We start from the raw sequence: 20388 nt of genomic DNA, 5'->3' as shown, positions 1-20388 counted from the left end.
AAGTATCGCCAGAACGTGTTCTTCCGGGAGCGCCCCTAGGGACGATGCGGCGAGGACCGCACGCCGTGCGGACCGACCGCAGCCTCTCCGTCCTGGGAATCCTGGGAGAACGCCATGAGACAACGCGCAGCCGTGCTGTGCGGCGCCGCCGTCATCGCCGCCGGGACCGTCACGGCCGTTCCCGCCGAGGCGAGCGCACCGCGGCCCACGCGCACCGTGCCCGCCGCGCCCGCCTCGGACCTGCACTGGAAGAAGTGCGCGACGGAGGACTACCCGACGCTCCAGTGCGCCTCCGTCAAGGTGCCGCTCGACCACGCGCGGCCGCGTGGAAGGCAGATCACCCTGGCGCTGTCCCGCGTCCCGCACACCGCCGCGCGGTACCAGGGCCCCCTGCTGGTGAACCCGGGCGGCCCCGGCGGCAGCGGGCTGACGCTCGCCGGGTTCGTGGCGTCCTCGCTGCCCGCGAAGGTGGCCGCCCAGTACGACGTCATCGGCTTCGACCCGCGCGGCGTGGGAAAGAGCAGTCCCGCACTGGACTGCCGGCCGGGCCACTTCGACCCGGTGCGCCCCGACTCGCTGCCGGACACCCCTGACGTCGAGCAGGCCAACCTCACGCGCGCGAAGGCCTTCGCCGACGCCTGCGGGGAGAAGTACGCGGACGTCCTGCCGTACATCGACACGGTCAGCGCCGCCCGGGACCTGGACGTGATCCGCGAGGCGCTCGGCTCGGAGAAGATCAATTACTTCGGCTACTCGTACGGCACCTACCTGGGCGCCGTCTACGCCAAGCTCCACCCGGACCGGGTACGGCGGCTGGTCCTGGACTCCGTCGTCGATCCGTCCGACGTCTGGTACGACGCCAACCTCAACCAGGACCTCGCCTTCAACGACCGCCACCGGGCGTTCCTCGCCTGGATCGCCGAGCACGACGCGGCGTACGGACTGGGCACCGACCCGGAGCGGATCGAGTCCGCGTGGTACGCCATGCGGGCGGCGCTGGCGAGGAAGCCGGCGGGAGGGAAGGTCGGCGCCTCGGAGCTGGAGGACACCTTCATCCCGGGCGGCTACTACAACGGCTACTGGCCCTACCTGGCGGAGGCGTTCGCGGCGTACGTCGACGACCGGGACCCCGACCCGCTCGTCGAGGCGTACGAGAACTTCGGCGCGCTGGACGCGTCGGGGGACAACGGCTACAGCGTGTACACCGCGGTGCAGTGCCGCGACGCCGGCTGGCCGCAGGACTGGGACGAGTGGCGCGACGACAACTGGGACGTGTACGAGAAGGCGCCGTTCATGGTGTGGAACAACGTCTGGTACAACGCGCCGTGCGCGTTCTGGCCCACCCGGTCGCGGCAGCCGGTGGACGTCGGCAACCGCGAACTGCCCCCGGCGCTGCTGTTCCAGGCGACGGGCGACGCGGCCACCCCGTACGAGGGCGGCGTCACCGCGCACCGGCTGCTTCGGGGTTCGAGCCTCGTGGTCGAGGAGGGCGGCGGGAACCACGGCATCACGCTGAGCGGGAACACCTGCCTGGACGAGCACCTCGCCGCGTACCTGACGGACGGCACCGTGCCGCGCGGCGACGGCGAGGCGGACGCGGTGTGCCCGGCGCTGCCCGACCCGAAGCCGCTGGAGTCCAAGGCGGCTTCGACGTCCTCGCGCGGCTCGACCCTGCACGCGCTGCTGGGCTTCCGCCGCTGACCCTGCGGGGAGCGTTGTCAGTGCCGTGGTCCACGATGGACCCATGAGTGAGCTGACCAGGATCCCCGCCCCCGAGGGCGTCGCGCCCGCCGCCCAGTACACCCATGTCGTCCTCGGCACCGGGCGGTTCGTGGCCGTCTCGGGACAGCTCGCCCTGGACGAGGACGGCAGGGTGGTCGGCGAGGCCGACGCCGGGGCCCAGGCCCGCCAGGTCTTCGAGAACCTGCGCCGGTGTCTGGCCGCGGCCGGCGCGTCCTTCGACGACGTGGTGAAGCTGACCTTCTTCGTCACGGACATGGCGCACATGGCCGCGATCCGCGCGGCCCGCGCCGAGCACATACCCGACGACCGGCTGCCCGCCGCCTCGGCGGTGCAGGTGGCCGCGCTGGTCCGGCCGGAGTTCCTCATGGAGATCGAGGCGTTCGCGGTCGTGGCCCCGTGAGCGGGTCGCCGGTGCGGGTGCGGGACATGGCGCCCGCCGACTGCGACCGGGTGTCGGAGATCCGCATCCGGGGCTGGCAGACCGCCTACCGCGGCCTGATGCCGCAGCCGTACCTAGACGCGCTGGACGCCGCCGAGGACGCCGAGCGCCGCCGCGCCCTGTTCGCCCGGCCCCCGGCCGGCCTGGTGAACCTGGTCGCCGAGGACGCCGGCGGCGAGATCGTCGGCTGGGCCTGCCACGGCCCCTATCGCGACGGTGAACGCCGTACCGCCGACGCCGAGTTGTACGCCCTCTATGTCGACACCGGGCGGTTCGGCACCGGCGTCGGGCAGGCCCTGCTGCGGGAGTCGGTGCGCCGGTGCGCGGCCGCCGGACACGCGCGCATGCTGCTGTGGGTACTCAAGGGCAACGCCCGAGCCCGGCGGTTCTACGAGCGGGCCGGTTTCGGCGCGGACGGCGCCGAGGAGCCCTTCGAGGTGGAGGGGGTTGAGGTGCCGGAGGTGCGGTACGCGACCGACCTGACCGGCTGAGCCGACCTGACCTGGTGACCTGCTGACCGCTCGCCGCTCACCGCCGGCCCGGGATGAGCGCCAGCGCCCGCACCGCCGCCTGGGCCAGCGCCGGGTGGGCGAGCGCGTCGTTCAGTACGGGGCCCGCCCGGTCGTCGCCGAGTGCGCCGAGCCCCTCGACGCAGGCGAGCGCCACGCGCCGGTACGGGTCGTGCGGGCGCAGCCGGCGCTCCAGCGTGGTGATCAGGGCGGGCACCGCCTCGGGGGCGCGCAGCTCGACCAGGAGCCGCACCGGGTGCAGGGCGTAGGCGACCCGCAGTTCGTTGGTGGCGAGCGCCGCGGCGGCGCGGGCGGTGCGCGGGTCGCCGAGGCGGGCCAGGGCATGGGCGGCGGAGGCGCAGCGCGGTGGGTCGCGGTGGTTCAGGAGCAGCACGAGGGACTCGAAGGCCCGCCGGTCCCCCGCGACGCCCAGCCGGAAGGCGGCCAGTTCCCGGGCCCAGAGCGGATGCCCGGGCTCGCTGAGCACGCCGGCCAGCTCGTCGTGGTCCCCGGTCGCCACGAGTCGGTCGTACGCCGCCGGGGCCCCCGGAGCGCCCGACGCCGCCGACTCGGCCCGTAAGCGCTCCGTGAGCGCTCGCAACTCTTCGTCCATGACACCGAGGTTAGAGGCGTCACCCCACCCGTGGGACGTACATCACGAACACCGAGGGCTGGCGCGCTCGTTACCGGCGAGTTAACCTCAGACGAGCGGGTCACCCACTCGCAGCAACTCCTCACGGTGGTCTGGTGACGCGGCCACCGGGAGAGCAGTCGGTTCGGTACCTCGGGTACCGCACGTACGGCTCGGCCCCGGGACAGGGCCGGTCGGACACCGCCGCCCGGCGGGCGTGTGCACGCCCTCCGCGACGGCACCGGGCGTGTGCGCCAGTCAGCCCGGCAACACCCGCACTCCTTTCCTCTCCACTCCTCTCCACACGCACCCGACGCGCCCTCGGCGCTTTTGGGCGTGTTCCCGTCGTCACCCTCATTCCTGGAGTTCCGCGATGGCCACTCCCCTGTCCGACACCCCTCTGTCCCCGCTCCGGACCATTGCCGTCGTCGGCCTCGGCACGATGGGCACCGGCATCGCCGAGGTCCTCGCCCGGGCCGGCCGCGCCGTCGTCGGCGTCGACGTCGACGAGGCGCAGGCCGCCAGGGCGGTCGCCGCGCTGGAGTCCTCCACCGCCCGAGCCGTCCGGCGCGGGCGCCTGAGCGAACAGGAGCGCGCCGACGCCCTGGGGCGTCTGCGCACCTCCACCGACCTGCGCGCGGCGGCGGACGCCGACCTGGTGATCGAGGTGGTCCCGGAGTCGTACGAGGCCAAGCAGCAGGTGTTGCGGGAGCTGGACGGGATCGTGCGCCCGCAGACCATCCTGGCGACCGGCACCAACGCCCTGTCCGTCACGCGGCTGGCCGCCGACTCCGCCCGCCCGGAGCGCGTGCTCGGCCTGCACTTCTTCAACCCGGCGCCGGCGATGAAGCTGGTCGAGGTCGTCTCCTCGGTGCTGACCGCGCCCTCCGCCGTCACGGCGGTCACCGACCTCGCCCTCGACCTCGGCAAGGAGCCCGTCGCCGTCGGGGACCGGCCGGGGTTCGTCGCGGACGGCCTGCTGTTCGGCTATCTCAACCAGGCGGCGGCGATGTACGAGGCGAACTACGCCTCCCGCGAGGACATCGACGCCGCGATGCGGCTCGGCTGCGGCCTGCCGATGGGGCCGCTGGCCCTGCTGGACCTGGTCGGTGTCGACACCGCCCGTACGGTCCTGGAGGCCATGTACGCCGCCTCCCGCGACCGTCTGCACGCCCCCGCGCCGATCCTCAGGCAGCTGAGCGAGGCGGGCCTGACGGGACGCAAGGCGGGGCGCGGTTTCTACACCTACGAGGCGCCGGACAGCGCGGTCGTCGTGCCGGACGCCCTGACCCCGCGCGAGGGCGACGCCCCGGTCGCCGGGCGTCCGGTCCGCGCGGTGGGCGTGGCCGGTTCGGGCACCATGGCGTCCGGCATCGCGGAGGTGTTCGCCAAGGCCGGGTACGAGGTGGTGCTCGCCGCCCGCAGCGCGGAGAAGGCGCAGACGGCGAAGGCCCGGATCGGCAAGTCCCTGGCGCGCGGCGTGGACAAGGGCCGGCTGACCGCCGAGGCCGCCGCGCAGACGCTGGAGCGGATCACGCCGACCGGGACGTACGACGACTTCGCCGACGTCGACCTGGCCGTGGAGGCCGTCGCCGAGGACCTGGAGGTGAAGCGGCAGCTGTTCGCCACGCTGGACAAGGTCTGCAAGCCGGGCGCGGTGCTGGCCACCACGACGTCCTCCCTGCCGGTCGTCGCCTGCGCACGCGCCACCTCGCGCCCGCAGGACGTGATCGGCATGCACTTCTTCAACCCGGCGCCGGCGATGAAGCTGGTCGAGGTGGTCCGCACGGTGCTGACGGCGGACGACGTGCACGCCACCGTCCACGAGGTCTGCGCCAAGGTCCGCAAGCACGCCGTGGACTGCGGCGACCGGGCCGGGTTCATCGTGAACGCGCTGCTGTTCCCGTACCTCAACAACGCGGTCAAGATGGTGCAGGAGCACTACGCGACGCTCGACGACATCGACGCGGCGATGAAGCTGGGCGGCGGCTACCCGATGGGCCCCTTCGAGCTGCTCGACGTGGTCGGACTCGACGTGTCGCTCGCCATCGAGAAGGTCCTGCACCGGGAGTTCCGCGACCCGGGCCTCGCCCCGGCACCGCTGCTCGAGCATCTGGTGGCCGCGGGCTGCCTCGGCCGCAAGACGGGGCGCGGCTTCCGCGAACATGCCCGCCGCTGAGCGACCGGGCGACTGGCCGCGGTCCGAGGAGGACTGGGGCGGACTGCTCGATCCGGCCGGGTCTCCCCCGCTCTGTGCGGGCGGGGGAATCCCCGGTCACGCGCATGATTGCGCACACATGCAGTACGTTCAGGTCATGTCCCAGCCCGCCAAGTCCTCACGTACCTCAGCCACGCCCGACGCGCCGGAGAGCGCGGCCGGCAGCCGAGCCGCCGCCCAGCGGCTCAAAATGCGCCGGGAACTGGCGGCGGCGGCGATGGAGCTGTTCGCGGCCAAGGGGTACGAGGCGACCACCGTCGACGAGATCGCGGCCCGGGCCGGGGTCGCCCGCCGTACCTTCTTCCGTCACTTCCGTTCCAAGGAAGAGGCGATCTTCCCGGACCACGACGACACCCTGGTGCGCGCCGAGGCGGTGCTCAACGCGGCGCCCGCGCACGAGCATCCGCTCGACACGGTGTGCCGCGGCATCAAGGAAGTCATGAAGATGTACGCGGCCCGGCCCGAGATCTCGGTCGCCCGCTACAAGCTGACGCGCGAGGTGCCCACCCTGCGCGAGGCGGAGATCGCGTCGGTGGCCCGTTACGAGCGTCTGTTCACCCGGTATCTGCTCGGCCACTTCGACGAGCACGCGCACGACGACGACGCCAACGACGACCCGCTGCTGGCGGAGGTCGCCGCGTCCGCCGTGGTCACCGCGCACAACCACGTGCTGCGGCGCTGGCTGCGGGCCGACGGGCAGGGCGACGTGGAGGCCCAGCTCGACCACGCCTTCGCGATCGTGCGGAAGACGTTCGGCACGGGCATCGGGGCGGGGCGCGGTACGGCCTCGACCACGCGGCCGGCCGCGTCCTCGGCCTCCGTGCAGGGCGAGGTGCTCGTGACGGTGGCGCGCACCGACGCGCCGCTGCACGAGGTGATGCGCACCATCGAGCAGGCGCTCAAGGAGCGCTGACCGACCTTCCACTCGACGTTCCGCTCGCCCTTCCTCTCTGTGACAACGGCCACCCACCGGGTGGCCGTTTTTGCATGTCGGCGCCCCTTTTCCACCGTTGGTGAGAGACAATTCGATCGATCATCGCTCATCTGTTGCGTAAAGATTTCATCTGAGTACAGGTTCTGGCACTCAGTGCCTTGCGAGGTGACACGCGGTGTCATACGTTGAAGGTGTCCGGGCTGTCCCCGCACTCACCCCCTGCGCGCCCGAACGCCTGCGTCACAGGCACTTTCACCATCCCTCTGCAGCACCGACGTACCCATCGGCGCCCCTCCCTCAGGGCGCTCACCGCCGGAGGCAACACCGTGACCGTGAAGGACATCCTGGACGCGATCCAGTCGCCCGAATCCACGCCGGCCGACATCGCCGCTCTGCCGGTTCCCGAGTCGTACCGCGCGATCACCGTGCACAAGGACGAGACGGAGATGTTCGCGGGCCTCGAGACCCGCGACAAGGACCCCCGCAAGTCGATCCACCTCGACGAGGTGCCGGTGCCCGAGCTGGGCCCGGGCGAGGCCCTGGTGGCCGTCATGGCCTCCTCGGTCAACTACAACTCGGTGTGGACCTCGATCTTCGAGCCGATGTCCACCTTCGGGTTCCTGGAGCGCTACGGCAGGGTCAGCGAGCTCACCAGGCGCCACGACCTGCCGTACCACGTCATCGGCTCCGACCTGGCCGGCGTCGTCCTGCGCACCGGCCCCGGCGTCAACGCCTGGCAGCCCGGTGACGAGGTCGTCGCGCACTGCCTCTCCGTCGAGCTGGAGTCGTCCGACGGCCACAACGACACGATGCTCGACCCCGAGCAGCGCATCTGGGGCTTCGAGACCAACTTCGGCGGCCTCGCGGAGATCGCCCTCGTCAAGTCCAACCAGCTGATGCCGAAGCCCGGCCACCTCAGCTGGGAGGAGGCCGCCGCGCCGGGGCTGGTCAACTCCACCGCGTACCGCCAGCTGGTCTCCCGCAACGGCGCCGACATGAAGCAGGGCGACAACGTGCTCATCTGGGGCGCGAGCGGCGGACTCGGCTCCTACGCCACCCAGTTCGCCCTCGCCGGCGGCGCCAACCCGATCTGCGTCGTCTCCAGCGAGCAGAAGGCGGACATCTGCCGGGCGATGGGCGCCGAGGCCATCATCGACCGCAACGCCGAGGGCTACAGGTTCTGGAAGGACGAGAACACCCAGGACCCGAAGGAGTGGAAGCGCTTCGGCAAGCGCATCCGCGAGTTCACCGGCGGCGAGGACATCGACATCGTCTTCGAGCACCCCGGCCGCGAGACCTTCGGCGCCTCCGTCTTCGTCACCCGCAAGGGCGGCACCATCACCACCTGCGCCTCGACCTCGGGCTACATGCACGAGTACGACAACCGCTACCTGTGGATGTCCCTCAAGCGCATCATCGGCTCCCACTTCGCCAACTACCGCGAGGCCTGGGAGGCCAACCGCCTCATCGCCAAGGGCAGGATCCACCCGACGCTCTCCAAGGTGTACTCCCTGGAGGACACCGGCCAGGCGGCGTACGACGTCCACCGCAACCTCCACCAGGGCAAGGTCGGCGTGCTGTGCCTGGCGCCCGAGGAGGGCCTGGGTGTGCGCGACCAGGAGATGCGCGCCCGGCACGTCGACGCCATCAACCGCTTCCGGAACATCTGAGGAGCGCCGCATGACCGATCGTCAAAAGGACCGGCCGTGGTTGATGCGGACCTACGCCGGTCACTCCACGGCCGAGGCGTCCAACGAGCTGTACCGGCGCAACCTCGACAAGGGCCAGACGGGTCTGTCGGTCGCCTTCGACCTGCCGACCCAGACCGGCTACGACTCCGACCACATCCTCGCCCGCGGCGAGGTGGGCCGGGTCGGCGTGCCCGTCGCGCACGTCGGTGACATGCGCCGGCTGTTCCAGGACATCCCCCTGGAGCAGATGAACACCTCGATGACCATCAACGCCACGGCCATGTGGCTGCTGGCGCTCTACCAGGTCGTCGCCGAGGAGCAGGGCGCGGACATCACCCGGCTCCAGGGGACGACGCAGAACGACATCGTCAAGGAGTACCTGTCCCGGGGGACGCACGTCTTCCCGCCGGGACCGTCGCTCCGTCTGACGACCGACATGATCGCGTACACGGTCTCGCACCTGCCGAAGTGGAACCCGATCAACATCTGCAGCTACCACCTGCAGGAGGCGGGAGCCACGCCGGTCCAGGAGATCGCCTACGCGATGTCCACCGCGATCGCCGTCCTCGACGCGGTGCGCGACAGCGGCCAGGTGCCGCAGGAGCGCATGGGCGACGTGGTCGGCCGCATCTCCTTCTTCGTGAACGCGGGTGTCCGCTTCGTCGAGGAGATGTGCAAGATGCGCGCCTTCAGCCGCATCTGGGACCGCGTCACCCGCGAGCGCTACGGCATCGAGGATCCCAAGCACCGCCGCTTCCGCTACGGCGTGCAGGTCAACTCCCTCGGCCTGACCGAGGCGCAGCCGGAGAACAACGTCCAGCGGATCGTGCTCGAGATGCTGGCCGTGACCCTCTCGAAGGACGCACGCGCGCGTGCCGTGCAGTTGCCTGCCTGGAACGAGGCGCTGGGTCTGCCCCGCCCCTGGGACCAGCAGTGGTCGCTGCGCATCCAGCAGGTGCTGGCCTACGAGAGCGACCTGCTGGAGTACGGCGACCTCTTCGAGGGTTCGAAGGTCGTCGAGGCGAAGGTGGCGGAGCTGGTCGAGGAGTCGCTCGCCGAGATGGAGCGCATCCAGGAGATGGGCGGCGCGATGGCCGCCGTCGAGTCCGGGTACCTCAAGTCGCAGCTGGTCGCCTCGCACGCCGAGCGCCGGGCCCGGATCGAGTCCGGCGAGGAGAAGATCATCGGTGTCAACGCCTTCGAGGGCACCGAGCCCAACCCGCTGACCGCCGACCTCGACACCGCCATCCAGACGGTCGACCCGGCGGTGGAGGCCCGTGTCATCGCCTCCCTGGAGAACTGGCGCGACACCCGCTACCAGCCGCCCTTCAACCACCCGCGCCCCTGCAAGGCGCTGGAGAAGCTGAAGGAGACCGCCAAGGGCACCGGCAACCTCATGGAGGCCACCCTGGAGTGCGCCCGCGCCGGCGCCACGACCGGCGAGTGGGCCGGGGCGCTGCGCGAGGTGTTCGGCGAGTTCCGGGCGCCGACCGGCGTGTCCTCGGCGCCCGTCGCCGTCACCGCCGAGGAGGGCTCCGCCCTGTCCGGGGTACGCCGCAAGGTGGACCTGACGGCCAAGGAGCTGGGCGTGGGCAAGCTGCGCTTCCTGGTCGGCAAGCCCGGCCTCGACGGCCACTCCAACGGCGCCGAGCAGATCGCCGTGCGGGCCCGCGACGCCGGTTTCGAGGTGGTCTACCAGGGCATCCGGCTCACCCCCGAGCAGATCGTGGACGCCGCCCTCGCGGAAGACGTGCACGCGGTGGGCCTGTCCATCCTGTCCGGCTCGCACGCCCAGCTGGTGCCGGACGTGCTCGAACGGCTCCGTGTGGCCGGTGCCACAGACATTCCGGTGATCGCCGGTGGCATCATCCCGAACGGTGACGCCGAGGAACTGCGGGCCGCGGGAGTGGCCGCGGTCTTCACCCCGAAGGACTTCGACATCACCGGCATCATCGGCCGGATCGTCGACGAGATCCGCAACGCGAACAAGCTCGACCCCCTGGAGGTCCCCGCATGACCACGGTCAACCGTCTCCGCCCCCGGCGTTCCTGTCTGGCGGTCCCGGGAAGCAACCCGCGCTTCCTGGAGAAGGCCCAGGGCCTCCCGGCGGACCAGGTCTTCCTCGACCTGGAGGACGCCTGCGCGCCGCTCGCGAAGCCCGAGGCGCGGCACACGATCGTCAAGTTCCTCAACGAGGGCGACTGGACCGGCAAGACCCGCGTCGTGCGCGTCAACGACTGGACGACGGAGTGGACGTACCGCGACGTCGTGACGGTGGTGGAGGGCGCGGGACCCAACCTGGACTGCATCATGCTGCCGAAGGTCCAGGACGCCCAGCAGGTCGTGGCCCTGGACCTGCTGCTCACCCAGATCGAGAAGACGATGGGCTTCGAGGTCGGCCGGATCGGCATCGAGGCGCAGATCGAGAACGCGCAGGGCCTGAACAACGTCAACGAGATCGCGCAGGCGAGCCCCCGCGTCGAGACCATCATCTTCGGCCCGGCCGACTTCATGGCGTCCATCAACATGAAGTCCCTCGTGGTGGGCGAGCAGCCGCCCGGATACCCGGCGGACGCCTACCACTACATCCTGATGAAGATCCTGATGGCCGCCCGCGCCAACAACCTCCAGGCGATCGACGGCCCCTACCTGCAGATCCGCAACGTGGACGGCTACCGCGAGGTCGCGCAGCGCGCCGCCGCCCTCGGCTTCGACGGCAAGTGGGTGCTGCACCCCGGCCAGGTCGAGGCGTCCAACGAGATCTTCTCGCCCTCCCAGGAGGACTACGACCACGCCGAGCTGATCCTGGACGCGTACGACTACTACACGTCCGAGGCGGGCGGCAAGAAGGGCTCGGCGATGCTCGGCGACGAGATGATCGACGAGGCCAGCCGCAAGATGGCCCTGGTCGTCTCCGGCAAGGGGCGCGCGGCCGGCATGCGGCGCACGTCGAAGTTCGAGATCCCGGAGGGCTGAGGGCAATGCAGTTCGGACGCACCTACGAGGAGTTCGAGGTCGGGGCGACGTACAAGCACTGGCCGGGGAAGACGGTCACGGAGTACGACGACCACCTGTTCTGTCTCCTCACCATGAACCACCACCCGCTCCACATGGACGCCAACTACGCCGAGCAGACCACGGACTTCGGCAAGAACGTGGTGGTGGGCAACTACGTCTACTCGCTCCTGCTCGGCATGTCCGTCCCGGACGTCTCCGGCAAGGCCATCGCCAACCTGGAGATCGAGTCGCTGCGGCACGTGGCTCCGACCTTCCACGGCGACACGCTGTACGGCCAGACGACGGTGCTCGACAAGTGGCCGTCCAAGTCGAAGGACGACCGCGGCATCGTGCACGTCGAGACCAGGGGCTACAAGCAGGACGGCACGCTGGTCTGCGTCTTCCGCCGCAAGGTGATGGTGCCGACCGAGACGTACATCAAGGAGCGCGGCGGCGAGCAGCCGGGCCGCCCCGAGCCGAAGGAACAGGGGAAGTAGATGAGCCGCCTGGCCCAGACCCACGGCCTCACGGACGTCCAGCGGGAGATCCTCTCCACCGTCCGGGACTTCGTGGACAAGGAGATCATCCCGGTCGCCACCGAGCTGGAGCACCGGGACGAGTACCCGCAGGACATCGTCGACGGGCTGAAGGAACTGGGCCTGTTCGGCCTGATGATTCCCGAGGAGTACGGCGGCCTGGGCGAGTCGCTCCTGACCTACGCCCTGTGCGTGGAGGAGATCGCCCGCGGCTGGATGTCGGTGTCCGGCATCATCAACACGCACTTCATCGTGGCGTACATGCTCAAGCAGCACGGCACACAGGAGCAGAAGGACCACTTCCTGCCCCGCATGGCCGCGGGCGACATCCGGGGCGCCTTCTCGATGTCCGAGCCGGCGCTCGGCTCGGACGTCTCGGCGATCTCCTCGAAGGCGGTGCGGGACGGCGAGGAGTACGTCCTGAACGGCCAGAAGATGTGGCTGACGAACGGCGGCACGTCGTCGCTGGTGGCCGTACTGGTGAAGAGTGACGAGGGTCACCCCGAGGGGACCGCTCCCCACAAGTCGATGACGACCTTCCTGGTGGAGAAGGAGCCCGGTTTCGGTGAGGTCCGCCCGGGACTGACCATCCCCGGCAAGATCGACAAGATGGGCTACAAGGGCGTCGACACCACCGAGCTCATCATGGACGGCCTGCGCATTCCGGCCAATCGGGTGCTCGGCGGCGTCACCGGCCGAGGTTTTTACCAAATGATGGACGGTGTCGAAGTGGGCCGCGTGAACGTGGCGGCCCGTGGCTGCGGCGTCGCTCAGCGTGCCTTCGAACTCGGTGTCCAGTACGCCCAGCAGCGTCACACTTTCGGCAAGCAGATCGCCCAGCACCAGGCCATTCAGTTCAAGCTCGCGGAGATGGCTACCAAGGTGGAGGCGGCGCATGCGATGATGGTGAATGCTGCGCGCAAAAAGGACTCGGGCGAACGAAACGACCTGGAAGCGGGGATGGCCAAGTACCTCGCCTCCGAGTACTGCAAGGAGGTCGTCGAGGACGCCTTCCGGATCCACGGCGGGTACGGCTTCTCCAAGGAGTACGAGATCGAGCGTCTCTACCGTGAGGCGCCGATGCTGCTCATCGGCGAAGGCACCGCCGAGATCCAGAAAATGATCATCGGCCGCCGACTGCTCGAAGAGTATCGATTCCAGGGTTAGATGTCCGGATACGGGGTGTTTTCTTGGAGAAGAAGGTCACACCCCGTAGGCAGAGTTCGGCCGCCGACTCCGCTTCCTGGCTTACCCAGTTGTGGCAGGAAGCCGCTACGATCGCCGGAAAGCCGCCGTCCCCCGTCAGTGCGCGGCATCATCCGCTACGAAGGTCATCCATGCCCCACAGCCAAACCTCTGCACCTCGCGACAGCCTCGCCGGCGTACGCCTCGCGCGCGGAGCATCGCCGTGGCTTCTGCCGACCGTCGCCACCGCAGCCGTCAGCCTCCTGCGTGCCCGCCGCTCCGGCGCCGCCAAGGCCGTCGCCGTCCCCGCCACCGCGCTCGCGGCGGGGATGCTGTGGTTCTTCCGCGACCCCGAGCGCGAGATCACCCAGGGCAGGGTCATCTCGCCCGCCGACGGTGTGGTGCAGAGCATCATGCCGTGGAAGGACGGCCGCACCCGCGTCGCGATCTTCATGAGCCCGCTCAACGTCCACGTGAACCGCGCCCCGGTGTCGGGCACGGTGACGTCGGTCGAGCACGTGCCGGGCGGCTTCGTTCCCGCTTTCAACAAGGAGAGCGAGAACAACGAGCGCGTCGTGTGGCACTTCGACACCGAGCTGGGCGACATCGAGATGATCCAGATCGCCGGCGCGGTGGCCCGCCGCATCGTCCCGTACGTGCCGCAGGGCACCAAGGTCGAGCAGGGCGAGCGGGTCGGTCTGATCCGCTTCGGCTCGCGCGTCGACCTGTACCTGCCGGAGGGCGTAGAGGTGGATGTCGAGGTGGGTCAGAAGACGGTGGCTGGGGTGACTCGAATTGACCGTGGTTGATCCACAGACCCAGGCCGGGTGGGTGCCCGAGGCCGACGAGATGGACGACGAGGAGGAGATGCCGCTCTCGCTCCGCCTGTCGATAGCGGACACGCTCACGCTCGGCAACGCCACGTGCGGCTTCATGGCGGTGTACTTCACCACCACCGGCATCCTCATCCCGCACCTCATGGGCAGCGACGAATCGGGCATGGCCCGGCACAGCGCGGCCACCGCGGTCATCCTGATGCTGTGCGCGGCGATCTTCGACCTGTGCGACGGGCTGGTGGCGCGCAAGCTGCGGTCCTCGCCCATGGGCGCGGAGCTGGACAACCTCTCCGACCTGATCAGCTTCGGGCTGGCGCCGGCGTACTTCGTCCTCGTCTACGGCATGGTCGCGGACGACGCCTACCAGCGGGTGGCGGCGGTGGGGGCGATCGTGGTGCTGCTGGCGGTGGTGCTGCGGCTTGCGCGGTTCTCATGCGTCACCGTCAAGGACGGCACGTTCCAGGGCATGCCGTCGCCCTTCGGGGCGCTGACGGTGGTCTCCATCGTGCTGCTGGAGCTGCCCTTCGTGGCGACGCTCCTCGCGATCCTCGGCACGGCCTGGCTGATGGTGAGCCGGGTCGAGTACCCGAAGCCCCGCGGGCGCCTCGCGGTGGCGATGCTGTCGTGGATCGTCCTGTCGATGGGCCTGCTGGCCGGCTGGGCGTTCGACGCGCCGAGCGGGCAGCTGCTGCTGCAGACGGGGTGTGCGTTGCAGTTGGTGATGGGGGCGGTGATCCCCCTGTTCGCGACCGCTCGCAGGGTGAACAACTTCCGTGACAACCGGCGGGAGGCGCGGGCGGCGCAGTTGCCGTAGCGCTCCGCTGGGCAGGGCCCCGGACCCGGGTCGGGTTCGGGGCCCTGCTGTTCGTACGCGCCGGGCGGTGGTGCGGGCCGCCCCGGGGGCTCCGCCCCCAGACCCCCGGGCCTGTGGCCACCCACCACCCGACTCGGTGGGGACAGGGGTGAGGTTTCCAGCCGAGATCCTCTCTAGGCCAGGAAGTCCCGCGCGATGCTCTCCGCCACCCGCTCCAGGATCGGCCCCGCGTCCGCGATGCACTTCGCCACGTCCGGCTCGACATCCGTCAGCGGATACGCCCGCCGGATCCCCGCCCGCCCCAGCGCCTCCGCCGGCAGCGCGAGGCGCCCGCACACCGCGACGACCTCCTTGCCCGCCGCCCGCGCCGCAGCCGCGACACCCGCCGGGGCCTTCCCGTGCAGGGTCTGCTCGTCCAGCGAGCCCTCCCCCGTGATCACCAGGTCCGCCCGTGCCAGCGCAGGCGCGAAGCCGAGCACGTCCAGCATCACCTCGATGCCCGGCCGGAACCGCGCCCCGAGCAGCATCGCACCGAACCCGATGCCGCCCGCCGCACCGGCGCCCGGCGACGCGGCGTACTCGGCGGCCCGCGCACCCACGGTCTCCGTCTCCTCCAGCACCTTCGCGAAGTGCGCGAGGGCCGCGTCCAGGGCCGTCACGTCGTCCGGGGAGGCGCCCTTCTGCGGGCCGTAGACCGCCGGGGCGCCCTTCGGCCCGGTCAGCGGATTGTCGACGTCGCTGGCGAGCACCAGTTCCACGCCGGACAGCCGCGGGTCGAGGCCGGACAGGTCGGCGGAGGCCAGCGCGGCCAGCCCGCCCCCGCCCGGCGCGACGGGCGCCCCTTCCCCGTCCAGGAACCGCGCGCCCAGCGCGGACAGCATCCCCGCGCCGCCGTCGGTGGTGGCGCTGCCGCCGACCCCGAACACGATCGTCCGCGCCCCCGCGTCCAGCGCGGCCCGCAGCAGCTCACCCGAGCCGTGCGTCGACGCGGTCAGCGGTGCGAGGACGCCGGCCGGCAGCCGCTGCAATCCGCTCGCCTCGGCCATCTCCACGACCGCGGTGCCCTCGCGCAGCGCGTACGCCGCCGTCACCTCGTCGCCGAGGGGCCCGGTGACCCGTACCTCCCGGCGCTCGAACCCGGCCGCGACCGCGGCGGCCACGGTGCCGTCGCCACCGTCGGCGACGGGCAGGGCCTCGACCCGGACGTCCGGCACGACACGGCGCAGTCCGGCCGTGACGCGCTCGGCGACCTCCACGGCCGTCAGCGACCCCTTGAACTTGTCCGCGGCGACGAGCACCCGCCGGGTGCCGTCCACTGCAGCGTCAGCCACCTTGATCTCCCCTTGCTCTCCGAGCCTTGCGCACGTCAAGGCAGTCGCGCCGTTGCGACCCTAACCGGAGGACACCCGCGTCGTCATGCCCTGCCCACACCGTGGAACCTCCGTCCGGGCTCGGGCTCCGTCCGGGCTCGGGCTCGTTACGCTTCCGGGATGACCACTGCTGACTACGCCACCTACATCGCCGGTCTCCCCCGCGTCCTCGCCGGTGCCGCCGCGGTCTTCCGGGACACGGCGGGGCGGGTGCTGCTCGTCGAGCCCAACTACCGCGAGGGGTGGGCGTTGCCCGGCGGGACGATCGAGTCCGACGACGGGGAGACCCCGCGGCAGGGCGCGTGGCGGGAGACCGTCGAGGAGATCGGGCTCGACCTGCCCATCGGCCGGCTGCTCGCGGTGGACTGGGTGAGCGGGACGGGCCGACCGCCGATCGTGGCGTACCTGTACGACGGAGGGGTCCTGACCGAGGACAACCTCAAGGCGATCCGGTTGCAGGAGGAGGAGCTGCTGTCCTGGCGGCTGGTGCCGCGCGGGGAACTGGGCGACCACCTGCTCGGCACGCTGCACGGCCGGGTGCTGGCCGCGCTGGACGTGCTGGCGGACGGGTCCGGGACGGCCGAGCTGGAGAACGGCGTCCGGGTCGACCGATAACCGCTCGCCCGTCGCGCACCGGCGCCCTACCCTCGGCCGCATGACCAGCAAGCCCCTCGTCGCCATCCTGAGCGGCGCCGGCGTCTCGACCGACTCCGGCATTCCCGACTACCGAGGCCCGGACGGGCTGTGGCGGCGCGATCCGGAGGCCCAGAAGCTCGTCACGTACGAGTACTACATGGGCGATCCGGAGATCAGGCGCCGCTCCTGGCTGATGCGGCGCGACACCCGGGCGCTGAGCGCCGAGCCGAACGCGGCGCACCGCGCGGTGGCCGAGCTGGAGCGGCGCGGGGTGCCGGTCCGGGTGATCACGCAGAACGTGGACGGACTGCACCAGCTCGCCGGGGTGAGCGCCCGCAAGGTCCTCGAACTGCACGGCACGGCGCGCGGTTACGTGTGCACGGGCTGCGGTGCCCGCGGGCCGATGGAGGACGCGCTCGCCCGGGTCGAGGCCGGTGAGGACGACCCGCCGTGCCTGGAGTGCGGCGGCATCCTGAAGTCGGCGACCGTGATGTTCGGCGAGCACCTCGACCCGGTGGTCATGGGCGAGGCGCTCGCCATCAGCAAGGCGTGCCAGGTGTTCGTCGCCGTCGGCACCAGCCTCCAGGTGCACCCCGCGGCAGGGCTGGCCGGCGTGGCCGTCGAGCACGGGGCCCGTCTGATCGTCGTCAACGCCGAGCCGACACCGTACGACGACCTCGCCGACGAGGTGGTCCGGGAGCCGATCGGCACCGCCCTGCCCGAGCTGCTGCGCGGGCTGGGCTGAGCCACGCCGGTCGGCACAGGGCGTCAGAACAGGGCGTCGGCGAGCCGGTCGACCTGGTCGATGTCCGAGGACCAGCAGTAGAGCACGACCTCGTCGGCGCCGATGTCGCGGAAGGCGTCGACGGCCGCGCGGACCTCCCGTGCCGTGGTGAGCAGACCCTTGGTCATGTACTCGGCGCGCCCGGTGAAGGCGTAGTAGTCGAGGAGGTTGTGCCGGGCGCGCTCCACCGTGCCGTCGGGGCCGAGGGCGACGCTCGCCTGGGCGACCAGGCGCGGCCGGCCGGGGCGCTCGTGGGTGCGCCAGACCGCCTCGACGTCGCGGAACAGCCCGGCCATGTGCGCGGCGGGCAGCGCGGCGCCGAGGAATCCGTCGCCGAAGCGGCCGACCCGTTCCAGGGCGGCCGGGGCGAAGCCGCCGAACAGTACCTCCGGTCCGCCGGGCGTCGCGGGGCGGGGCCCGATGGGTCCCACGTCCCGGGCGTAGGGCTCGCCGTCCCAGGTCCGGCGCAGTAGGGCCATCTGCTCGTCGAGGCGGCGGCCCCGGCGGTGGAGGTCGATGCCGGCGGCCAGGCAGTCGTCGGCCCTGCCGCCGACGCCGACGCCGAGCGTGAAGCGGCCGTCCGACAGCCGGTCGAGGGTCGCGGTCTGCTTGGCGAGCAGCGCGGTGTTGTGGACCGGGGCGATCAGCACCTCGGTCTGCAGGCGGATGCGGGAGGTGGCGCCCGCGAGGGTCGCCAGGGTGATCAGGGGTTCGGGGTTGTCGAAGACGAGCCGGTCGAGCAGGCCGAGCGTGCTGAAGGGAAGCGCGTCGGCGCGCCGTGCCCAGCTCAGCAGCAGGGCGGGGTCGTCGATGGGAAGGCCGAGGCCGATGTGCATGAGAACAGTCCTCCGGAGGGCATGCCGAAACAGTGGCGCCGCCCCTCCGTGGCTCCGCGCGCTGTGCGCGGGCCTGCTCCCGTTCTGCGGCATCGTTCGAGAGAGCGTGGTCTTCGAAGTCCGGTGAGCGTAACGGGCCCCGCGGCACGCGGGCAACGCGTTTTGCCCGGACCATGCGCCTGCGCCTATGCGCCCTAGAACAGCGGCACGGGTCCCGCCGCCCCCAGCTCGAAGTCCAGCAGCCGCCGCTTGCGTTCCAGACCGCCGCCGTAGCCGGTGAGGCCGCCGCTCGCGCCGATGACGCGGTGGCAGGGGACGATGACGCCGATCGGGTTGCGGCCGTTGGCGAGGCCCACGGCGCGGGAGGCGGCCGGGTTGCCGAGGGCGTCGGCGAGTTCGCCGTAGGTGCGGGTCTCTCCGTAGGGGATCTTCCGGAGCTGGTCCCAGACCGTGCGCTGGAACGGGGTGCCGTTCAGGCGCAGGTCGAGGGTGAACTCCTTCAGCTCACCGGCGAAGTACGCCGTCAGTTGCTCCTCCGCCTCGGCGAAGGGCCCGTCGTCGGCCGTGCCGAAGGTCTCCTCCGGCGGGCGGTGGCGCTGGTCGGTCATGTAGAGGCCGCACAGGACGCCTTCCTCGGCGACGAGAGTGAGCGCGCCGTAGGGGCTGTCGATCACGGTGTACTGCTTCACGGGTGTCACGCCGGCTCCTCGAACGGGCTCATACGGGCAGGAAGTTGATCGGGTGGCTGTCGGTCGCCCACAGGTACTGGACGGCGTACGCCCGCCAGGGCCGCCAGGCCGCCGCGCGGGCGGTGAGCGCGGCAGGGGTCGCGGGCAGGCCCAGTTCGCCGGCGGCGCGGCGGATGCCGAGGTCGGTGGGGAGGAAGGCGTCGGGGTCGCCGAGGGCGCGCATGGCGATGACGTCGGCGGTCCAGGGGCCGAAGCCGGGGAGGTCGAGGAGCCGGGTGCGGGTCTCGGCCCAGTCGCACTCGACGCCGAGGTTGACCGAGCCGTCGGCCAGGTGGGAGACCAGGGTCGTGAAGGTCGTGCGGCGGGTCCGGGGCATCGCGAGGTTCTCCGGGTCCACGGCCGCCAGGGCCTGCGTGGACGGGAAGAGGTGGGTCAGTCCGCCCTCGGGATCGTCCACCGGATCGCCGTGCGCGGTGACCAGGCGGGCGGCGTGGGTGCGGGCGGCGGCGGTGGAGACCTGCTGGCCGAGCACGGCCCGTACGGCGAACTCCGCCTCGTCCACCGTGCGCGGCACCCGCCGGCCGGGTGCCTTGTCGACGAGCGGCGCGAGCAGCGGGTCGGCGCGCAACTGGTCGTCGACGGCCGCCGGGTCGGCGTCCAGGTCGAGCAGGCGCCGGCAGCGGCTGATGGCGACGGTGAGGTCGCGCAGGTCGCTGAGGGTGAGGCGGCAGCCGATGTGGTCGGGGTTCGGGGTGAGGGCCACGATGCCGTGACCGTAGGGGAGGCGCAGGGTGCGCCGGTACGCGCCGTCCCGCCACTCCTCCACGCCGGGTACGGCGGTGGCGGCGAGGTGGCCGAAGAGGTTGTCCGGGTTGAGCGGGGTGCGGAAGGGGAGGCGCAGGGACAGGGCGCCGGGGGCGGTGCGGGTCTGGCGGTTCCTGGGGGCGCGGGTGCGCAGTTCGCTCGGGGAGAGCGCGTAGACCTCGCGGACCGTGTCGTTGAAGGTGCGGATGGAGGCGAAGCCGGCCGCGAAGGCGATGTCCGCCATCGGCAGCGGGGTCGTCTCGACGAGCAGCCGGGCGGTCTGGGCGCGCTGCGCGCGGGCGAGTGCGAGGGGGCCCGCGCCCAGCTCGGCGAGCAGCTGGCGTTCGATCTGCCGGGTGCTGTAGCCGAGCCGGGCGGCGAGGCCGGGTACGCCCTCGCGGTCCACGACGCCGTCGGCGATCAGCCGCATGGCGCGGGCCGTGAGGTCGGCGCGCCGGTTCCACTCGGGCGAGCCGGGGCTGGTGTCCGGACGGCAGCGTTTGCAGGCCCGGAACCCGGCCTGCTGACAGGCTGCCGCGCTCGGGTGGAAGGTCATGTTCGCCGGCTTGGGCGACACCACCGGGCAGCTGGGCCGGCAGTAGATTCCGGTCGTCAGGACGGCCGTGAAGAACCAGCCGTCGAACCGCGCGTCCTTCGACCGGACGGCGCGCAGGCAGCGCTCGGTGTCCGTGTGCATTCCCGTCTGCATGCGTCCAGGATGGTCCACCGGCCGAGC

19 protein-coding genes are annotated in these 20388 nt (G+C 71.4%); 14 read left to right on the top strand and 5 right to left on the bottom strand.

Annotated features, from left to right (window positions below; all coding sequences use genetic code 11):
• Positions 1–114 precede the first annotated feature (114 nt).
• From ACGH7X_RS31950 to ACGH7X_RS31940, 3 genes are read left to right on the top strand one after another with little or no spacing between them, the layout of a single operon-like run.
• Positions 115–1701 carry an alpha/beta hydrolase gene (locus ACGH7X_RS31950; RefSeq protein WP_399891708.1) on the top strand — a complete coding sequence of 529 codons (1587 nt, stop codon included), beginning with the start codon at positions 115–117 and terminating at the stop codon, positions 1699–1701.
• Positions 1702–1744: 43 nt separating this feature from the next.
• The gene (locus tag ACGH7X_RS31945; protein ID WP_399891705.1) at positions 1745–2143 is read left to right on the top strand and encodes a RidA family protein; all 399 of its coding nucleotides are present in this window, start codon (positions 1745–1747) and stop codon (positions 2141–2143) included.
• Between the two features lie 26 nt (positions 2144–2169).
• On the top strand, positions 2170–2673 hold the full coding sequence (locus ACGH7X_RS31940; protein ID WP_399897478.1) for a GNAT family N-acetyltransferase: 504 nt from the start codon (positions 2170–2172) through the stop codon (positions 2671–2673).
• A 37-nt stretch (positions 2674–2710) separates the two neighbouring features.
• On the opposite strand, the gene ACGH7X_RS31935 is transcribed toward ACGH7X_RS31940, so the two are convergent.
• A complete protein-coding gene (locus tag ACGH7X_RS31935; protein ID WP_399891702.1) occupies positions 2711–3304 on the bottom strand; it encodes an adenylosuccinate lyase in 594 nt (197 codons plus the stop codon).
• Positions 3305–3695: 391 nt separating this feature from the next.
• Here ACGH7X_RS31935 and ACGH7X_RS31930 point away from each other — a divergent pair, with 391 nt between their 5' ends.
• The 9 genes from ACGH7X_RS31930 (at position 3696) to pssA (ending at position 14533) form a co-directional block, all read left to right on the top strand.
• Positions 3696–5501 (top strand): 3-hydroxyacyl-CoA dehydrogenase family protein, encoded by a 1806-nt coding sequence (locus ACGH7X_RS31930; RefSeq protein ID WP_399891699.1) that lies wholly within the window; start codon positions 3696–3698, stop codon positions 5499–5501.
• A gap of 136 nt (positions 5502–5637) precedes the next feature.
• Positions 5638–6453: a TetR family transcriptional regulator gene (locus ACGH7X_RS31925; protein ID WP_399891696.1), complete on the top strand. Its 816-nt coding sequence runs from the start codon at positions 5638–5640 to the stop codon at positions 6451–6453.
• A gap of 347 nt (positions 6454–6800) precedes the next feature.
• Positions 6801–8144 (top strand): crotonyl-CoA carboxylase/reductase, encoded by a 1344-nt coding sequence (gene ccrA / locus ACGH7X_RS31920; protein WP_399891693.1) that lies wholly within the window; start codon positions 6801–6803, stop codon positions 8142–8144.
• A gap of 10 nt (positions 8145–8154) precedes the next feature.
• Complete coding sequence (locus ACGH7X_RS31915; protein WP_399891690.1) at positions 8155–10182, top strand: protein meaA; 2028 nt, start codon at positions 8155–8157, stop codon at positions 10180–10182.
• The gene (locus ACGH7X_RS31910) at positions 10179–11141 is read left to right on the top strand and encodes a CoA ester lyase (protein WP_127892804.1); all 963 of its coding nucleotides are present in this window, start codon (positions 10179–10181) and stop codon (positions 11139–11141) included. Before ACGH7X_RS31915 ends, ACGH7X_RS31910 begins: the two co-directional genes overlap by 4 nt.
• Before the next feature lie 5 nt (positions 11142–11146).
• On the top strand, positions 11147–11659 hold the full coding sequence (locus ACGH7X_RS31905; protein ID WP_399891687.1) for a MaoC family dehydratase: 513 nt from the start codon (positions 11147–11149) through the stop codon (positions 11657–11659).
• The gene (locus ACGH7X_RS31900; RefSeq protein WP_387059123.1) at positions 11660–12865 is read left to right on the top strand and encodes an acyl-CoA dehydrogenase family protein; all 1206 of its coding nucleotides are present in this window, start codon (positions 11660–11662) and stop codon (positions 12863–12865) included. It abuts the gene before it with no gap.
• Positions 12866–13035: 170 nt separating this feature from the next.
• The gene (locus ACGH7X_RS31895; protein ID WP_399897475.1) at positions 13036–13692 is read left to right on the top strand and encodes a phosphatidylserine decarboxylase; all 657 of its coding nucleotides are present in this window, start codon (positions 13036–13038) and stop codon (positions 13690–13692) included.
• A 58-nt stretch (positions 13693–13750) separates the two neighbouring features.
• Positions 13751–14533, top strand: a complete 783-nt coding sequence (gene pssA / locus ACGH7X_RS31890) for a CDP-diacylglycerol--serine O-phosphatidyltransferase (protein WP_247696888.1) — start codon at positions 13751–13753, stop codon at positions 14531–14533.
• A 173-nt stretch (positions 14534–14706) separates the two neighbouring features.
• Here the strand turns inward: pssA and ACGH7X_RS31885 are convergent, their stop codons facing one another.
• Entirely contained in the window at positions 14707–15849 is a 1143-nt protein-coding gene (locus ACGH7X_RS31885; protein WP_399897472.1) for a glycerate kinase, read from the bottom strand.
• A 174-nt stretch (positions 15850–16023) separates the two neighbouring features.
• Here ACGH7X_RS31885 and ACGH7X_RS31880 point away from each other — a divergent pair, with 174 nt between their 5' ends.
• Positions 16024–16518, top strand: a complete 495-nt coding sequence (locus tag ACGH7X_RS31880) for an NUDIX domain-containing protein (RefSeq protein ID WP_399891684.1) — start codon at positions 16024–16026, stop codon at positions 16516–16518.
• Between the two features lie 40 nt (positions 16519–16558).
• Positions 16559–17284, top strand: a complete 726-nt coding sequence (locus ACGH7X_RS31875; protein WP_399891681.1) for an SIR2 family NAD-dependent protein deacylase — start codon at positions 16559–16561, stop codon at positions 17282–17284.
• A gap of 23 nt (positions 17285–17307) precedes the next feature.
• Here ACGH7X_RS31875 and ACGH7X_RS31870 read toward each other — a convergent pair whose 3' ends face one another.
• From ACGH7X_RS31870 to ACGH7X_RS31860, 3 genes are all read right to left on the bottom strand, one after another.
• Positions 17308–18159, bottom strand: coding sequence for an LLM class flavin-dependent oxidoreductase (locus ACGH7X_RS31870; protein WP_399891678.1), 852 nt, complete (start codon positions 18157–18159; stop codon positions 17308–17310).
• A gap of 194 nt (positions 18160–18353) precedes the next feature.
• The gene (locus tag ACGH7X_RS31865; protein WP_399897469.1) at positions 18354–18848 is read right to left on the bottom strand and encodes a methylated-DNA--[protein]-cysteine S-methyltransferase; all 495 of its coding nucleotides are present in this window, start codon (positions 18846–18848) and stop codon (positions 18354–18356) included.
• Between the two features lie 28 nt (positions 18849–18876).
• On the bottom strand, positions 18877–20361 hold the full coding sequence (locus ACGH7X_RS31860) for an AlkA N-terminal domain-containing protein (RefSeq protein WP_399891676.1): 1485 nt from the start codon (positions 20359–20361) through the stop codon (positions 18877–18879).
• Positions 20362–20388 lie beyond the last annotated feature (27 nt).

It is taken from the genome of Streptomyces sp. BBFR51 (assembly GCF_044591655.1).
GTDB lineage: Bacteria > Actinomycetota > Actinomycetes > Streptomycetales > Streptomycetaceae > Streptomyces.
This window is presented reverse-complemented; position numbering and strand designations above follow the sequence as displayed.

Bases quoted from the DNA above. Each gene is read 5' to 3' on its own strand.
- ACGH7X_RS31950 (WP_399891708.1), top strand. From the start codon at position 115: ATGAGACAACGCGCAGCCGTGCTGTGCGGCGCCGCCGTCATCGCCGCC.
- ACGH7X_RS31945 (WP_399891705.1), top strand. From the start codon at position 1,745: ATGAGTGAGCTGACCAGGATCCCCGCCCCCGAGGGCGTCGCGCCCGCC.
- ACGH7X_RS31940 (WP_399897478.1), top strand. From the start codon at position 2,170: ATGGCGCCCGCCGACTGCGACCGGGTGTCGGAGATCCGCATCCGGGGC.
- ACGH7X_RS31935 (WP_399891702.1), bottom strand. From the start codon at position 3,304: ATGGACGAAGAGTTGCGAGCGCTCACGGAGCGCTTACGGGCCGAGTCG.
- ACGH7X_RS31930 (WP_399891699.1), top strand. From the start codon at position 3,696: ATGGCCACTCCCCTGTCCGACACCCCTCTGTCCCCGCTCCGGACCATT.
- ACGH7X_RS31925 (WP_399891696.1), top strand. From the start codon at position 5,638: ATGTCCCAGCCCGCCAAGTCCTCACGTACCTCAGCCACGCCCGACGCG.
- ACGH7X_RS31915 (WP_399891690.1), top strand. From the start codon at position 8,155: ATGACCGATCGTCAAAAGGACCGGCCGTGGTTGATGCGGACCTACGCC.
- ACGH7X_RS31910 (WP_127892804.1), top strand. From the start codon at position 10,179: ATGACCACGGTCAACCGTCTCCGCCCCCGGCGTTCCTGTCTGGCGGTC.
- ACGH7X_RS31905 (WP_399891687.1), top strand. From the start codon at position 11,147: ATGCAGTTCGGACGCACCTACGAGGAGTTCGAGGTCGGGGCGACGTAC.
- ACGH7X_RS31900 (WP_387059123.1), top strand. From the start codon at position 11,660: ATGAGCCGCCTGGCCCAGACCCACGGCCTCACGGACGTCCAGCGGGAG.
- ACGH7X_RS31895 (WP_399897475.1), top strand. From the start codon at position 13,036: ATGCCCCACAGCCAAACCTCTGCACCTCGCGACAGCCTCGCCGGCGTA.
- pssA (WP_247696888.1), top strand. From the start codon at position 13,751: ATGCCGCTCTCGCTCCGCCTGTCGATAGCGGACACGCTCACGCTCGGC.
- ACGH7X_RS31880 (WP_399891684.1), top strand. From the start codon at position 16,024: ATGACCACTGCTGACTACGCCACCTACATCGCCGGTCTCCCCCGCGTC.
- ACGH7X_RS31875 (WP_399891681.1), top strand. From the start codon at position 16,559: ATGACCAGCAAGCCCCTCGTCGCCATCCTGAGCGGCGCCGGCGTCTCG.
- ACGH7X_RS31870 (WP_399891678.1), bottom strand. From the start codon at position 18,159: ATGCACATCGGCCTCGGCCTTCCCATCGACGACCCCGCCCTGCTGCTG.
- ACGH7X_RS31860 (WP_399891676.1), bottom strand. From the start codon at position 20,361: ATGCAGACGGGAATGCACACGGACACCGAGCGCTGCCTGCGCGCCGTC.